At 65.4% G+C, this 15571-nt stretch carries 12 protein-coding genes and 1 pseudogene; 10 read left to right on the forward strand and 3 right to left on the reverse strand.

Annotated features, from left to right (window positions below; translation table 11 throughout):
* From ACEN88_RS10235 to ACEN88_RS10260, 6 genes are all read left to right on the forward strand, one after another.
* Window positions 1–573 (forward strand): exosortase C-terminal domain/associated protein EpsI (locus ACEN88_RS10235; protein ID WP_413339309.1); only part of this gene is annotated, 573 nt, incomplete at its 5' end.
* Between the two features lie 31 nt (window positions 574–604).
* Window positions 605–1822 (forward strand): TIGR04063 family PEP-CTERM/XrtA system glycosyltransferase, encoded by a 1218-nt coding sequence (locus tag ACEN88_RS10240; RefSeq protein WP_413339310.1) that lies wholly within the window; start codon window positions 605–607, stop codon window positions 1820–1822.
* 13 nt (window positions 1823–1835) lie between these two features.
* Window positions 1836–3002, forward strand: coding sequence for a TIGR03088 family PEP-CTERM/XrtA system glycosyltransferase (locus ACEN88_RS10245; protein WP_413339312.1), 1167 nt, complete (start codon window positions 1836–1838; stop codon window positions 3000–3002).
* A 42-nt stretch (window positions 3003–3044) separates the two neighbouring features.
* Complete coding sequence (locus ACEN88_RS10250; protein ID WP_413339314.1) at window positions 3045–4952, forward strand: XrtA/PEP-CTERM system amidotransferase; 1908 nt, start codon at window positions 3045–3047, stop codon at window positions 4950–4952.
* 43 nt (window positions 4953–4995) lie between these two features.
* Window positions 4996–6336, forward strand: a complete 1341-nt coding sequence (locus ACEN88_RS10255) for a putative O-glycosylation ligase, exosortase A system-associated (RefSeq protein ID WP_413339316.1) — start codon at window positions 4996–4998, stop codon at window positions 6334–6336.
* A 122-nt stretch (window positions 6337–6458) separates the two neighbouring features.
* A complete protein-coding gene (locus ACEN88_RS10260) occupies window positions 6459–7532 on the forward strand; it encodes an acyltransferase family protein (RefSeq protein ID WP_413339318.1) in 1074 nt (357 codons plus the stop codon).
* On the opposite strand, the gene ACEN88_RS10265 is transcribed toward ACEN88_RS10260, so the two are convergent.
* Both ACEN88_RS10265 and ACEN88_RS10270 read right to left on the reverse strand, forming a co-directional pair.
* Window positions 7529–8758 carry a pyridoxal-dependent decarboxylase, exosortase A system-associated gene (locus ACEN88_RS10265; protein ID WP_413339321.1) on the reverse strand — a complete coding sequence of 410 codons (1230 nt, stop codon included), beginning with the start codon at window positions 8756–8758 and terminating at the stop codon, window positions 7529–7531. The genes ACEN88_RS10260 and ACEN88_RS10265 overlap by 4 nt on opposite strands.
* A complete protein-coding gene (locus ACEN88_RS10270) occupies window positions 8755–10323 on the reverse strand; it encodes an acyl-CoA ligase (AMP-forming), exosortase A system-associated (RefSeq protein ID WP_413339331.1) in 1569 nt (522 codons plus the stop codon). The genes ACEN88_RS10265 and ACEN88_RS10270 overlap by 4 nt, the downstream gene beginning before the upstream one ends.
* 263 nt (window positions 10324–10586) lie before the next feature.
* On the opposite strand from ACEN88_RS10270, the gene ACEN88_RS10275 reads away from it, so the two are divergent.
* From ACEN88_RS10275 to ACEN88_RS10290, 4 genes are all read left to right on the forward strand, one after another.
* A complete protein-coding gene (locus ACEN88_RS10275; RefSeq protein WP_413339323.1) occupies window positions 10587–11807 on the forward strand; it encodes an acyltransferase family protein in 1221 nt (406 codons plus the stop codon).
* 217 nt (window positions 11808–12024) lie between these two features.
* The gene (locus ACEN88_RS10280) at window positions 12025–13074 is read left to right on the forward strand and encodes a hypothetical protein (protein ID WP_413339325.1); all 1050 of its coding nucleotides are present in this window, start codon (window positions 12025–12027) and stop codon (window positions 13072–13074) included.
* A 100-nt stretch (window positions 13075–13174) separates the two neighbouring features.
* Window positions 13175–14413 (forward strand): aminotransferase class I/II-fold pyridoxal phosphate-dependent enzyme, encoded by a 1239-nt coding sequence (locus ACEN88_RS10285; RefSeq protein ID WP_413339327.1) that lies wholly within the window; start codon window positions 13175–13177, stop codon window positions 14411–14413.
* Window positions 14332–15297 carry a GNAT family N-acetyltransferase gene (locus tag ACEN88_RS10290; protein ID WP_413339329.1) on the forward strand — a complete coding sequence of 322 codons (966 nt, stop codon included), beginning with the start codon at window positions 14332–14334 and terminating at the stop codon, window positions 15295–15297. Before ACEN88_RS10285 ends, ACEN88_RS10290 begins: the two co-directional genes overlap by 82 nt.
* Here the strand turns inward: ACEN88_RS10290 and ACEN88_RS10295 are convergent.
* Window positions 15251–15571, reverse strand: a pseudogene (locus tag ACEN88_RS10295) (hypothetical protein); the annotation flags it as partial. The gene ACEN88_RS10290 and the pseudogene ACEN88_RS10295 sit on opposite strands and share 47 nt — an antisense overlap.

Here is a 15571-nt window from a genome sequence, read left to right on the forward strand (position 1 = left end):
GTGGGCGAGCGCGCCAACCACAACCCGGCCCCCGTGCGCCTGGCCGACGTCGCCGTGACGGCGCCGGCCGCGGCCGACTTCGCGGACTGGAAGCCCTTCTACATGGAACCGGATGCGCGTTTCCACCGCGCCTACCAGGCCGGCGGCGTGCCCGTCAGCCTGACCGTCCTGTACTACCGCAACCAGAACCCGGACAAGAACCTGATCAGCTCCATGAACCGCCTGAACGGCTACGAGGATGCCTGGCACGAGGTCGAAGGCACGTCGCGTGCCGAGACCGTCGCCGGCACGCCGGTCACGCTGCACGAAGGCATCCTGCGCACGCCGCAGAGCGCAATCATGGTCTGGTCGTTCAAATGGGTCGGCGGTCATTACACGGGCACCGACCCCGTGGGCAAGCTGTGGCAGGCCGCGAACAAGGCGATGCTGCGCGGCGACGACGGCGCCGCCGTGATGCTCGCCGTCCCGTACGAGAACGACAAGGGGCGGGCGCGCGCCGCGCTGCACCGCTTCCTGGCCGAACAGGGCCCGGCACTGGACCAGGCACTGAACGCGACCCGCACCCGCCAATAACACAACGCGACAACCAGAACGGAAAACGACCATGCGTGTACTGCACGTCCTCGACCACTCGATCCCGCTGCACAGCGGCTATACCTTCCGCACCCGTTCGATCCTGCGCGAACAACGCGCGCTCGGCTGGGAAACCTTCCACGTCACCGGCGCCAAGCAGAATTCCGGCGACATGCTGGAAGAAACCGTCGACGGCCTGCACTTCTACCGCACGCCGGAATCGAAGGGCGCGCTGGCGAAGATGCCCGTGCTGAACCAGGTGAACGTGATCGACGGCCTGGCCAAGCGCCTGGCCGAGATCATCCCGCTCGTGAAACCGGACGTCCTGCACGCGCACTCGCCGTCGCTGAACGCGATCGCCGCGCTGCGCGCCGGCAAGCGCTTCAACATCCCCGTCGTGTACGAAGTGCGCGCGTTCTGGGAAGACGCCGCCGTCGACCACGGCACCAGCACGGAGAACGGCCTGCGCTATCGCCTCACGCGCGCGCTCGAGACCTATGCGCTGAAGCAGGCCGACGCCGTCACCACGATCTGCGAAGGCCTGCGCAAGGATATCGTCGCGCGCGGCGTCCCGGCCGACAAGGTCACGGTGATCCCGAACGCGGTCGACATCGAAAAATTCTCGATGGGCGGCACGCCCGACTTCGGACTGAAGGAACAGCTGGGCCTCGCCGGCTCGCGCCTGATCGGCTTCATCGGCTCGTTCTACGCCTACGAAGGCCTGGACGTGCTGCTGCGCGCCGTGCCGAACCTCGTCGCACGCATGCCGGACCTGCGCGTGCTGCTCGTCGGCGGCGGCCCGCAGGATGCGCAATTGCGCCAGATGGCGAAAGACCTGAACATCGCCGACAAAATCGTGTTCACGGGCCGCGTGCCGCACGACCAGGTCAACAAGTACTACGACCTGCTCGACGTGCTCGTGTACCCGCGCCTGTCGATGCGCCTGACGGACCTCGTCACGCCGCTCAAGCCGCTGGAAGCGATGGCGCAGGGCCGCATCCTGGCCGCCTCCGACGTCGGCGGCCACCTCGAGCTGATCGCCGACGGCAAGACCGGCGTGCTGTTCCGCGCCGACGATCCGGACTCGCTGGCCGACAAGGTCGGCGCGCTGCTCGCCGCGCAGGACACGTGGCCGCAATTGCGCCAGGCCGGCCGCCACTACGTCGAGACGGAACGCAACTGGAAAGCCAGCGTGGGCCGCTACCCCGCCATCTACGGTCGCCTGACGAAGAAGGCGCTGGCGGCATGATGGAACTGCGACGATGAATGCACCGGCTCCTGCACTCACCCCGGCCGGCGTCGACACCCGGCCGCTGGTCGTGCACCTCGTGTATTCGCTCGGCGTGGGCGGCCTGGAGACGCTGCTCGTCGACTGCATCAACCGCATGCCGGCGTGGCGCCACGCCGTCGTCTGCCTGACGACCTACACGTCGTTCGCCGACCGCATCGCCCGCCGCGACGTCGAACTGCACGCGCTCGGCAAGCCACCGGGCCTCGGCCTCGGCACGCACCTGACGTTCTGGCGCCTGATGCGGCGCCTGCGCCCCACCGTGCTGCACACGTACAACCTGGCCGCGCTGGAATACGCGTTCACGGCGACGCTGGCCGGCGTCCCCGTGCGCATCCACGCGGAACACGGCCGCGACGCGAGCGACCCGCACGGCCTGAACCCGAAGCACAACTTCCTGCGCCGCCGCCTGGTGCCGTTCGTCGACCGCTTCATTCCCGTCTCGGAAGACCTGAACCGCTGGCTCGGCGACGTCGTGCGCATCCCCACCGCGAAGACGCTGTTCATCAAGAACGGCGTCGACACGGACAAGTATGCGCCCGGCGGCACGCCGGCGGCGGACGCGCCCTTCAGCGCGGACGACATCGTGATCGGCACCGTCGCGCGCGTGCAGGACGTCAAGAACCACCGCGCCCTCGTCGACGCGTTCGCGCGGCTGCGCGCGCAGCTGCCTCAGCTCGCGCCGCGCCTGACGCTGGCGATCGTCGGCGACGGCCCGCTGCTGCCGGCCGTGCGCGAACAGGTCGCGCAGCTCGGTCTCGAGGGCGCCGTGTGGCTGCCCGGCGCACGCGCCGACATCGCCGCGGTGCTGCACACGTTCTCGATCTTCGCCCTGCCCTCGCTGGCGGAAGGCACGCCCGTCTCGATGCTGGAAGCGATGGCATGCGGCCTGCCCGTCGTGGCCTCGCGCGTCGGCGGCATCCCGGAAGTCGTCGACGAAGGGGTGCAGGGCCTGCTGGTGCCGGTCGGCGACGTCGACGCGTTGGCGGCCGCGCTGGCGCGCTACGCCCAGGATGCCGGCCTGCGTACCACCCACGGCGTTGCTGCCCGCGCGCGCGTGGAAGACCGTTTCAGCCTGCGCGCCATGGTGGCCGCGTACGGCGCGCTGTACGACGGACTTTGCCGAAACAAGGCACACTGACGCGTTACCGTTTCACCCTCTACAAGCAAGAAAGCCAACACCATGTGCGGAATAGTCGGAATCTTTGACACCCAGGGCAACCGGGAGATCGACCGCGAAGCGCTGCGGCGCATGAACGAAAGCCAGCACCATCGCGGTCCCGACGAAGGCGAGCTGTATCTGGAAAAAGCCCTGGGCATGGGCCACCGCCGCCTGTCCGTGATCGACGTGGCCACGGGCCAGCAGCCGTTCCTGAACGCCGCACGCGACGTGGCCCTCGTGTTCAACGGCGAGATCTACAACTACCGGCTGCTCCGCGACGAACTGGTCGCGCTGGGCCACGTGTTCCGCACGAAGTCGGACACGGAAGTCGTCATGAACGCGTGGATCGCGTGGGGCGAGGACTGCGTGCGCCGGCTGCGCGGCATGTTCGCGTTCGGCGTATGGGACCGCAGGAAGCAGACGCTGTTCCTCGCGCGCGACCACGTGGGCGTGAAGCCGATGTTCTATTCGCTGCTGCCCAGCGGCCTGTTCGTGTTCGGCTCGGAACTGAAGTCGATCATGACCTTCCCCGAACTGTCGCGCAAGCTGAACCCGCGCGCCGTCGAGGATTACTTCGCCTACGGCTACGTGCCGGAGCCGAACACCATCTTCCACAACGCCTATAAACTCAGTCCCGGCCATTCGATCCTGCTGAAGGTCGGCGACCGTGCCGTGCAGTCCAAGCGCTGGTGGGATCTGTCGTTCAACGTCGCGCCGGCGCGGCCGGAAGCGGACGTCGAGGCGGAGCTGATCGACCGCGTGCGCGAAGCGGTGAAGAGCCAGATGGAAGCGGAGGTGCCGCTGGGCGCCTTCCTGTCCGGCGGCGTGGACTCCAGCGCCGTCGTCGCGATGATGGCGGGCGAGCGTGACGGCACGGTCAGCGAAGGCGTGACGACATGCTCGATCGGCTTCGACGATCCGGAATTCGACGAGACCCAGTACGCGATGCAGGTGGCGCAGCGCTACCGCACGCACCACCACGCGCAGATCGTCGACAAGGACGACTACGGCCTGATCGACACGCTCGCGCATTTGTACGACGAACCGTTCGCCGACAGCTCCGCGATCCCGACCTACCGCGTGTGCCAGCTGGCGCGCCGCCACGTGACGGTGGCGCTGTCGGGCGACGGCGGCGACGAGAACTTCGCGGGCTACCGCCGCTACCGCTTCGCGATGGCCGAGCACAGCGTGCGCTCGAAGGTGCCGGAAGCGATCAGGAAGCCGCTGTTCGGCACCCTGGGCAGCCTGTACCCGAAGGCCGACTGGGCACCGCGCGTGTTCCGCGCCAAGACGACGTTCGAGTCCATTGCGCGCGACCTGGTGGAGGGCTACTTCCACGGCGTGTCGCGCCTGCCGGACCGCCAGCGCGACCTGCTGTTCTCGGATACGTTCCGAAGCGACCTGCAAGGCTACCGCGCGATCGACGTGATGCGCGCGCACGCCAAGGAGGCGCCGACCGACGATCCGCTGTCGCTGATCCAGTACCTCGACTTCAAGACCTGGCTGCCGGGCGACATCCTGACGAAGGTCGACCGCGCCAGCATGGCCCACTCGCTGGAAGTGCGCGTGCCGCTGCTCGACCACGAATTCTGCGAATACGCGGCGACGCTGCCCCCGAGCCTGAAACTGCGCGGCGGCGAGGGCAAGTACATCCTGAAAAAATCGCTGGAACCGCACCTGCCGCACGACATCATGTACCGCGCCAAGAAGGGCTTCTCGATCCCGCTGGCGGCCTGGCTGCGCGGCCCGCTGCGCGACGCCGTGCGCGAGGCCGTGCTGGGCGCGCGCCTCGTCGATACCGGCATCTTCAACCGGCGCTACCTGGAAAAGCTGGTGGCCGAGCACCATGCCGGCACGGCCGATCACAGCGTGGCGTTGTGGTCGCTGATGATGTTCGACGCGTTCCTGCGGGTCAGTGTCGCGTCATAATCTGCATCTGTTCGAACTCATCTCTCCATAAAACTGCCCCGCCATGCGTGATGTCATACTGTTGTTGATGATGCTTGCCACCCTGCCGTACGCCTTCAAGCGCCCGGTCGTCGGTGCCCTGGTGTATGCCGTCTTCAGCCTGATGAGCCCGCAGCGGCTTTCCTTCGGCTTCGCCTATTTCTTTCCGTTCGCGATGATCCTGGCGACCGTTACGATCCTGAGCCTGTTGGCATCGAAAGAGCAAAAAAAGTTGCCGTTCACGCCGCCGGTCATCCAGCTCATCATCTTTACCGCGTGGATTACCCTGACCACATTCTTCGCACAGAATCCGGAAGGGGCGTGGACCGAATGGAATCGCGTTATCAAGACGATGCTGATGACGCTCCTGACGATCATGACGATACGGACCGTCAACGACGTCAAGGCGTTGCTGCTCACCATCGGGGTGTCGCTCGGCTTCTGGGGGTTCAAGGGCGGCGTATGGACCATCCTGAGCGGCGGCCACAACGGCGTCCTCGGCCCACAAAGCACGTACATCGGCGACAACAATACCCTGGCGCTGGCCATGGTCACGACTGTTCCCCTGCTGGTGGCACTCTCCAACATTGCCCCAACCAAGTGGACCAAGCGCATAGCCCTCGGCCTGGCCATGCTGACCGCGATCTCCGCGCTGGGTTCGTACTCGCGCGGTGCGTTGCTGGGCGGGCTGGCAATGACGTTTTTCCTCTGGTTGAAATCCAATTCTAAGGCCAAGACCGGTGCGATTCTGCTGTTGCTGGTCCCGATACTGCTGACGGCAATGCCGGCCGAATGGACGGGACGCATGCACACGATCGACAACTATCAGGAAGACGGGTCGGCCATGGGGCGGATCAATGCCTGGCAGTTCGCGATCAACGTCGCCAACCACCTCCCGCTCGGCGGCGGTTTCATGTGCTTCACGGCGCCGATGTATCAACTATTCGCGCCGAACCCGAATTTCGTCATCGTTGCGCACAGTATTTATTTCCAGGTACTGGGCGAACATGGGTATATCGGGCTCTTCTTCTTCCTGCTCCTGTTCTTCTTGAGCTGGCGCACCGGCTCGCGCGTCGTACGCAAGTGCGGCACGAATCCGGAATACGCCTGGGCAGCAACGACGGCCAAGATGTGCCAGGTCAGCATAATCGGCTACCTGACGGCAGGTGCATTCCTGGCGATGGCGTTTTACGAGCTGCCCTACTATATCCTCGCCGTCCTGGTCAGTATCGAGAAAGTCCTGTTCATCGCCCCCCAGCCCGACAACACACCGCCGTTGCGCTTGCCGTTCCTGAACCGCAAGCCAAAGCGGCGCCTTCCGGGCCAGGTTGACGCCACGGCAACGACGCGTCTGCCTCGACGTTGACTTGTATCACGAAAAATGCTTTCATCTGATACTTAAGACAATATTCGGCTGCCCATCGGGCATGCTTCCGATCCTGTGCAAGTTTCCATCTCCGCCCTGACCCCGAACACAAGGATCGGCACATGAACAAGCCGCGCGCAAATGAAATCGATCTGCTGCGATTTCTGGCAGCACTTGCGGTGGTCCTTTTTCACTATGCGTTTCGCGGCTACGCGGCGCATAGTTCCAGCTTGCCTTATCCACTCCTAGAGCCGGTCGCCAAATACGGCCGGTACGGCGTCGATCTTTTTTTCCTGATCAGCGGGTTCGTCATCCTAATGACGGCCTCTGGCGGAAGCCTGAAGCATTTTGTCGTGTCGCGGATCGTGCGCCTTTATCCCGCTTACTGGGTCTGCTGCACGTTGACGTTCCTCGTGCTGATTCTGTTCGGGATCGGCAAGCCGACCGTGGTCCAGTATTTGTTGAACATGACCATGCTGAGCGGTTTCGACGTCATGCAGAAAGTTGCACCGGTATCGCTCATGGACGGTTCCTATTGGTCCCTGGTTGTCGAGATGCGTTTTTATGCATTCGTCGTCGTGGTACTGTTGTTGCGACAAATGCATCGTGCCGAATTCTGGCTGACCGGGTGGCTGGTGGCAATCATTCTGTTCGAACTGGCGCGAATCGATCACTTGCGCGAGGTGCTGATCGTCGACTATGCAGCGTATTTCATCGGCGGCGCCATGATGTACCAGATCTGGTCGCGGGGACGGTCGATGTTGCGTATCGGCGTCATCCTCGGCAGTTGGGGGCTGTCGCTCTACGAGGCCTGCATGATGCTGCCGAAATTCGAGACCGCAACCCGCACGGTGATGGATCGTGGGGTGGTCATCGGGCTGATCACCGCCTGTTTCATCATGATGTATCTGGTCGCGACGAAAAAAACGTCCTGGGTAGGCCGTCGCAACTGGATGCTGCTCGGCGCGCTGACCTACCCGCTGTATCTGGTGCATCAAGCCATCGGCTACGTCATCTTCAACCACCTCTATCCGGGATCGAACCCGCATCTCCTGCTCTGGGGAACGGTAGCCCTGATGATGGCGATCGCCTACCTTGTTAATGTGCAAGTCGAAAAGCGTTATGCGGGCGCGTTCAAGCGGCAACTGAACGATGGCTGGGCATCGTTGCAGACCCTTATCGTGCCAGCCCGCTAGACGAAAACTTCCAATGCCATCGGATGCCCAAGAAAGGCGCCCGGGCTGGCCGACGGGCCGTAGGCGCCCGACTGGAACACGACGATCAGGTCGCCGACCTGCGCATGCGCCAGCTCCATGCGGTCGGCCAGGATGTCGAGCGGGGTGCACAGCGGTCCCGTCACGCTGGCCGGGCCGCTGTCCACCGCCGACATGCGGTTGCCCACGGCGACCGGATAATTCTTGCGGATGACCTGCCCCAGGTTGCCGGATGCTGCCAGGTGGTGGTGCATGCCGCCGTCCGTCACGAGGAAGACTTCGCCGCGCGAGACCTTGCGGTCGACGACGCGCGCCACGTACACGCCGCATTCGCCGACGAGGTAGCGCCCCAGTTCCAGCGCCAGCCGCGCCTGCGGCAGCGCCGCGGTCAGTTTTTCGACCTCGGGCGCCAGGCGCGCGGCGATCGGCGCCACGTCGAGTCTTTCCTCGCCCGGAAAATACGGAATACCGAAGCCGCCGCCGATGTTCACCTGGCGCACGGACACGGGCGCCGCCTCGGCCAGGCGCAGCGCGAGCGCGATGCTGCGCGCCTGCGCGTCGATGATTGCGTCGGCGCGCAGGCTCTGCGAACCGGCGAAGATGTGAAAGCCCTGGAAGTCGACGTTCAACGTCCCCGCCAGGCGCAGCACGCGCGGCACCTCTTCGGCGTCGATGCCGAACGGCTTGGCGCCGCCGCCCATCTTCATGCCGGAGGATTTCAGTTCGAAGTCGGGGTTCACGCGCAGGGCGATGCGCGGTGCGATGCCGAACGCGTCGCCGATGCGCGCGAGCGCGATCAGTTCGCGCTCCGATTCCACGTTCACGCAGACGCCGGCCGCGACGGCCTGCGCCAGCTCGTCCTCCTGCTTGGCCGGACCCGCGAAGCTGATGCGCGCCGGCGCCATGCCGGCATCCAGCGCCGTTTTCAGCTCGCCGCCGGACGCGACGTCGAGACCATCGACGAGGCTCGCCATGTGCTGCACGAGCGCCGGCATCGGATTGGCCTTGATCGAGTAGTGCAGCAGGACGCCTTGCGGCAGCTGGGCGCGCAGGTCGCGCACGCGCTGCGTGCACAGGGCGCGGTCGTAGGCGAAGAACGGCGTGCGGCCCACACGCTGCGCGAGCCGGGTCAGCGGAATGCCGCCGACCTGCAGGACGTCGTCGACGACGGGAAAGTGGATCTGCGGTGCGTGACGCGGTTTGTTCATTGTGCTTCGTTCGTGTGCAGGGTTTGGCGCAGCAAATTGCGGTCGATCTTGCCGTTCGGGTTGCGCGGCAGCGGACCGGCGCGCAGGTCGATGCGGGCCGGGACCATGTAGGCCGGCAGGCGGCGCTTGCATTCGGCCAGCAGGGCGGCACCGTCGATGGCCCCCTCCTCCACCGGCACGGCGATCACGGCGATCGCCTGGCCCAGTTGCGGATGGTCGATGCCGAAGGCGGCCACCTCGGCGACGAGGCCGGTCGCGTGCAGCACGGATTCGATCTCGGTGGGGCTGATGCGGTAGCCGGACACCTTGATCATGTCGTCGCTGCGGCCGATGAAATACAGGTAACCGTCGGCGTCGCGGCGCACCGTGTCGCCCGACCACACCGCGAGTTCCGGCACGGGCAGGCCGGGGTCCTGGCCGGGCGCGGGGCGGAACCGCTGCGCCGTGCGGGCCGGGTCGTTCCAGTAGCCCAGCGCGACGAGCGCGCCGCGGTGCACGAGTTCACCCGGCTCGTCGGCATCGCAAGGTGTGCCGTCCGGGCGCACGACGAGGATCTCGGCGTTCGGGATCGCGCGGCCGATCGAATCGGGACGGCGCGCGACTTCCTCCGGCGGCAGGTACGTGGAGCGGAACGCTTCCGTCAGGCCGTACATCAGGAAGATCCGCGTGTCGGGCAGGATCTCGCGCAACGCCTGCACCGTCGGCACCGGCATGGCGCCGCCGGAATTCGTGATGAAGCGCAGCGTGCAACCGGCGGGCCATGCGAGGCGCGCCAGCGCGATCCACAGCGGCGGCACGGCGGCGAGGCCCGTGATGCGCTCGCGCGCGACCATCGTCACGATGTCCTTCGGGAACAGGTAGTTCATCAGCACGACACAGGCGCCGCGCAGGAAGGCCGTCGTCAGTTGCGACAGGCCGTAGTCGAAACTGAGCGGCAGCACGGCGAGCAGGCGGTCGTCGCTGCGCAGGTCCAGGTAGCTGGCCACGCTCTGCGCGCCCGCGACCATGTTCCGGTGCGACAGCACGACGCCCTTCGGCTGGCCCGTGCTGCCGGACGTGTACAGGATCGCGGCGACGTCGGTGTCGATACGGCGGTGCGGCGCCGGATCGCCGGTTGGCGGTTCGGGCCATGCAAGTACCGGCACGGCGGCGGGTACGGACGCGGCGTCGCCGTCGGCCAGCAGCACGGCACGCAGGTCCGGACAACGATCCAGGACGGGTGCCAGCTGCGCGAGGCGTTCGGCCGTCGTGGCCAGCAGGCGCACGTTGCAGTCTGCGAGGATGTACGCGACCTGCTCGGGCTTGAGCAGCGGATTGACGGGCACGAAGACACAGCCGGCGGCTGCGGCGCCGAACATGGCGGCCACGTTCTCGATACGCTTTTCCATGTACACGGCCACGCGCGCGCCGGGTTCCAGGCGTGCGTCCAGCAGCAGCGCGGCGACGGCGCGCACGTCATCGGCCAGCTGCGCATAGCTGCAGCGCCTGTCGCCGTACGCGAGCGCTTCGGCGGCGGGTGCGCGCGCCGCGGTCTCGAACAGGGAGTCGTGGATCAGGTGGTTCATCAAAGCCGGCGGGACGTAGTCAGGCAAACGCTCATCTTACCAGTTCGCCTCTGGGAAGCGTACCAACCGGGCACGTCGCCGGCCCCGCCGACCGGGCGATAGCGATATCAAGAAGGCATGATGTCGTAAATAGACACAACAAGAGCGCTTTTATTATAAAATCTACAACTAACGACATTCACCTGGCAAAACCGGTTATCGTAAGCGGTCTTGACCAGCCGGCGGTGCCGGTCGTGTTGGCCCGATACGGCAGAATCAGAATAATGGAAAACAAAGCAGCTTTTTCTCACTCGTCGAACGTGTTGCAACCGAATCTGTCGGTGTATCTGGACCTGCTCAGGTATTTTGCCGCGTTGATGGTCTATCTCTTCCACGCTGGCCACTTCTCGCACTACAAACTCCCGTTCTTCGGCACCTATGGCGGCCTGGGCGTCGCCGTATTTTTCGTACTGTCCGGGTTCGTGATCGCGTTTTCTTCGACGGGCAAACGCCGGGACATCGTCGATTATTTCATTGCACGCTTCGCCCGCCTGTGGTCGGTCGCTCTGCCGGCAATTCTCCTCACCCTCGTCCTCGATACGGTGGGTCAATGGCTTGCGTTGTCGGCATATGCGCCGATGCAGCCGTATCCGGCCTACAAATGGATTGCGGCTTCCGGCATCACTGCGCTGTTCCTCAACGAAATCTGGTTCCTGGATATCTGGCTGGGAACGAACGGGCCGTTCTGGTCCTTGTCGTATGAATTTTGGTACTACGCGATTTTTGCGACGCTGATCTATTTTCGTGGATGGCAGCGCGTTGCCATGGCAGGTCTCGTGATGTGTATTGCCGGGCCCGGCATCATCATCGCCTTCCCGGTATGGCTCCTCGGCGTAGGTCTGTTCCATTTACTGCGCAAACATGTGTCAGCGGACAGGACACGGCTTGGCCTTGGTGCTCTGCTTGTCTCCATCGTATGCCTCACCCTTTACGTCATGATGGGTGGATCGAAGATCTTTACCGCTCTCCCGATCGCTTACCCGCTGGCCAATCTGAAGTCATGGGGCATCAATTTCTGGCCGCAGAGCTATGTCGTGGGCTTCCTCATCGCACTGAACATCTACGGCTTCGCCCGCATGCAACGAGTTTTCAGGAGCCCTTCCGAATCAACGGTACGCCTCGTCCGTACGACGGCGGAAACGAGCTTCGGCCTGTACCTCTTCCATTATCCTTTGATGTACTTCTGCAAGGCCCTCCTGGCCGTCGCCCACGTCCCCCAAGGCATGTTCTACGTTCTGGCCATCTATATCGCTCCATTCGTTGCGGCGACATGGTTGTCCCTGAAATGCGAACCCCTGAAGTTTGTCTTGTCCAGGATCCTGAAAACGTTATTGAAAAAGGATAAGGCACAGTCGGCACACGGCAAGGACGTCCCCATCGTCCCGGACTATCCCATGGCCGCACCGCTGGCGACCAACGACCACGAGCGACGCCTCGACATCTGACAGGTCGGTCTTCTTTCACCCCACCTCATCGACCTGTACCGGGCATGCATCTGCATGCACCCCGCATGTGTCGATATTTCGCTTTTAAATACATTTCAGCAAATTTGTTGTTTTCACACCGCAATCTCTTCATTTCATAACCGTAACTTGTGTATTTACACCGGCGTATATATGCTGAATTTAAGCAAATTTCCCTGGTGTCAATATGCGTACCCAAGTGTCCATCACCGTTGACACCGAGTTCAGCATCGCGGGCGCGTTTCGCGATCAGACGGTGTGCCCGATCGCAGAGCAGCGGGTCTGGTGCGTGAGCGGTTACAAATCGCATGGCCTGGGCTATATGCTCGACTGCTTCGCGCAGTACGGCATCACGGCGACCTTTTTCGTCGAGGTCCTGAACCGGCATTACTTCCATCGCGACCCCATGCGCGACATCGCCGAAAAACTGCATATGGCAGGACACGACGTGCAGTTGCACCTGCATCCATGCTGGACCGTCTTCCGGCACGAGGACTGGCGCGAACGCGCGCGCGTGCGCACGAGGCCCGGCATCGACGCCTTTCATGGCCGCGCCGAAGACGAATCGCTCAAACTGATGGAGTACGGGCTCGAGACGTTCCACACGTGGGGATTGCCGGCGCCGACGGTGTTCCGCAGCGGGAGCCTGCACCATGACGACGCGCTGTATCGCGCCCAGGCCCGCGCGGGGATTCCTTACAGTTCCCATGTCGGCGTGGCCGTGTTCGACAGCGGCGACGAGAACTATCGCCTGTACAGCGGCCGCCACGAACGCCATGGCGTGATCGAATGTCCGATCCTGACCTTCCGCGACTGGAAGGTGCCCGGCAAGACCCACCTCAAAAGCCTGACGATCACGGGCAGCAATTTTGCCGAGACGCGCATGCTGCTGGAGCAGGCGCACCGCGAAGGCGTCGAGCAGGTCGTGATCCTCTCCCATCCGTTCGAGTACGTGCATACCTCGGACCAGCAGATGTCCCGGATGCGCCGCCATCGCGTCAACCAGCGCCGCCTGGCCCGGCTCTGCGAATTCCTGAGCGAGAACACCGACCGGTTCGCGACGGATGGCCTGGCCGCCGCCGCCGCCATGCCGATGCGCGCCGAATCGTCGCGTAACGTCCTCCTCAAGGGAAGCCTGCTGAAGGCCGTGCCGCGCATGGTCGAGCAGGCCGTCTACGACAACTACGCCATGTGGCGCCTGAAGCACCAGGACGCCGGCGCCGTGGTCGACGTCGAGGCCTGCGCCTGAGATTCCAGGGCCGTGCCGGGGGCACGGAAACGGGGCCGCATGTTATATTAAATGCATGACGTCAACAGCTCCCGTCCGCCGCGCCATTCCTCCCGTTCCCGTGCTGTCGCTTGCCGCATTCTCGGGCGGGCGCCGTGCCGCGCTGCCATCGCTGCTGGACGGGGCGGACGCGCGCCTCGTCACGAGCGGCCGCGTCGCCATCGGCCTCGCCTTGCGCGCGCTCGGCGTGGGTGACGGCGACGTCGTGCTGGTGCCCGCCTATCACAGCCCGTCGATGGTCCCGCCCGCGCATTGGTGCGGCGCCGAGGTCGCGTTCTACCGCGTGCGGCCGGACACGGCGCCGGACCTCGCCGACATCGAAGCGCACGTCGCCAGGGGGCGGGTCAAGGCGATCCTCGCCACGCACTTCTTCGGCATCCCGCGCGACCTCACGCTGCTCCGCGCGCTGTGCGACCGGCACGGCATCGGCCTCGTCGAGGATTGCGCCCATTGCTTCTTCGGTGCGCGCGACGGTGTCGCGGTGGGGAGCGTGGGCGACTACGCGATCGGCAGCACGATGAAATTCTTCCCAATCTACGAAGGCGGCTGCCTGGTCTCGCGCCGGCACCGGCTGGACGTGGCCCTGCACGGCGCCGGCGCCGGCTTCGAAATGAAGGCCGCGTTGAACGCGCTCGAAACGGCGTTCGCCTACGGCCGCCTGCCCGTGCTGCGGATGCTGCTCGCGCTGCCGCTGCGCGCGAAAAGCGCGCTGTGGGGCGCATTGAAATCACGCGGCGGCAAAAGCGGCAACAAGAGCGGCGGCACGACGGCGCCCGCGCCCGCGCTGGCGCCGTCATCGTCGGACAGCAGCTTCGAGTTCGATCCGCGCTGGGCCGACAAGCGTTCGTCCTGGTTTTCGCGCGCGGTGCTGCGCGCTGTGTCGCCCGCGCGCATCGTCGCGCGGCGGCGGCGCAACTACCTCGACCTGCAGCGCGCGCTGGACGGCGTGCCCGGCTGCCGCCCGCTTTATTCGAGCCTGCCCGACGGCGCCTGTCCGTGGATGTTCCCGCTGCTCGTCGACCGGCCGCAGGCCGTGTTCGACGCCTTGCTGCGCGCCGGCGTGCCGATGACGCGCTTCGGCGCGACGCTGTGGGCGGGCGGCATGCCGCGCGAAGTCGCGCGCAGGGACGACCGTCCAGTTCATGCGGGCACCGCCGCGCAGGTTTCCAGCGCCTGCACGCGGCCGGCGCCGCATCGCCGCTGCTCGCCTTTGACTTCGTGCAGCCGCTGCTCGACGTGTTCGGCACGGGCCGCGAGCTGCTCGCGTGGCACGGCCATGGTGAAGACGCGGACGCGATGACGATCGTGGCCCCCGGCCGCCCCGGCGTGTGGAACACGTTCCAGCCCGCGCAGGCGCCCGTCGGCCTGTGGCTGCAGCGCGATACCCGTCCCGCCGACGGCCTGCTCGCGGATCTGCTGCGCGCCCTGCCCGGTCCCGCGCTGATGCTGGGCCTCACGCAGTGCGACCCGATGCTGACGTCACGCCCGGCCGGGCCGCACAGCTTCGACTACATCGAGACGGCACGGATCACGCTGCAGGGGACCTTCGACGACTACTGGAACGCGCGCGGCAAGAACCTGCGCAACAACCTGAAAAAGCAGCGCAACCGCTTGCGCCAGGACGGCATCGCGACGCGCCTGGAGATCGTGCGTGATCCCGCGCTGATGGCCGCTGCCGTCGCCGACTACGGCCAGCTGGAGACGAGCGGCTGGAAGGCGTCCGAAGGCACCGCCGTCGCGGCCGACAACGACCAGGGCCGCTTCTACCGCGCGATGCTGGAAGCGTTCGCGCGGCGCGATGCGGCCAGCGTCTACCGCTACTGGTTCGACGGCCCGGATGGCCCGCGCCTGGCCGCGATGGACCTGTGCGTCGAAGGCGGCGGCTGCATCGTGATCCTCAAGACGGCCTATGACGAAGCACTCGGTCCGCAGCTGTCGCCGGCCCTGCTGATGCGCGAGGAAGCGACGCGCGGCCTGTTCGACGAAGGCCGGTTCGAGCGCATCGAATTCTATGGACGGGTGATGGAATGGCACACCCGCTGGACCGACGAGATCCGCACGATGTACCACCTGAACGGCTACCGCTGGCCGTGGCTGGGCCGCCTGCATGCGCTGGCGGCACGTCGCGCGGGTGACGTCAGCGCTGCGCCGCCAGCGCCTGCCGCAACTGCGACAGGCTCATGAACTCGCCGCCGACGCGGTCGCGGAACCACGCGCAGTAATCGTACACCGTCGTGATCAGGCGCTCGAGGTCCGCCTCGCAGCGCACGTACGGCGTGTGGCCCGGCATCATCGACGGGCTGTGGTACGTCAGCGAAAAGACCTGGCAGCCGCCGGCCAGCAACGCTTCGGTCAGGCGGCGCATCTCGGCGCCGGACGCCACTTCGGGGCTCAGGCGCACGCGCTCGAGCGCGCGCGCCAGCCGGGTGCGAAATACATCCCTGGCACGGTCGTAGAA

The organism is Massilia sp. CT11-108 (assembly GCF_047302915.1).
GTDB lineage: Bacteria > Pseudomonadota > Gammaproteobacteria > Burkholderiales > Burkholderiaceae_D > Telluria > Telluria orientalis.

What these genes read in the sequence shown, in the direction of transcription:
- ACEN88_RS10240 (WP_413339310.1), top strand. Translation starts at nt 605, where the DNA reads ATGCGTGTACTGCACGTCCTCGACCACTCGATCCCGCTGCACAGCGGC.
- ACEN88_RS10245 (WP_413339312.1), top strand. Translation starts at nt 1,836, where the DNA reads ATGAATGCACCGGCTCCTGCACTCACCCCGGCCGGCGTCGACACCCGG.
- ACEN88_RS10250 (WP_413339314.1), top strand. Translation starts at nt 3,045, where the DNA reads ATGTGCGGAATAGTCGGAATCTTTGACACCCAGGGCAACCGGGAGATC.
- ACEN88_RS10255 (WP_413339316.1), top strand. Translation starts at nt 4,996, where the DNA reads ATGCGTGATGTCATACTGTTGTTGATGATGCTTGCCACCCTGCCGTAC.
- ACEN88_RS10260 (WP_413339318.1), top strand. Translation starts at nt 6,459, where the DNA reads ATGAACAAGCCGCGCGCAAATGAAATCGATCTGCTGCGATTTCTGGCA.
- ACEN88_RS10265 (WP_413339321.1), bottom strand. Translation starts at nt 8,758, where the DNA reads ATGAACAAACCGCGTCACGCACCGCAGATCCACTTTCCCGTCGTCGAC.
- ACEN88_RS10270 (WP_413339331.1), bottom strand. Translation starts at nt 10,323, where the DNA reads ATGAACCACCTGATCCACGACTCCCTGTTCGAGACCGCGGCGCGCGCA.
- ACEN88_RS10275 (WP_413339323.1), top strand. Translation starts at nt 10,587, where the DNA reads ATGGAAAACAAAGCAGCTTTTTCTCACTCGTCGAACGTGTTGCAACCG.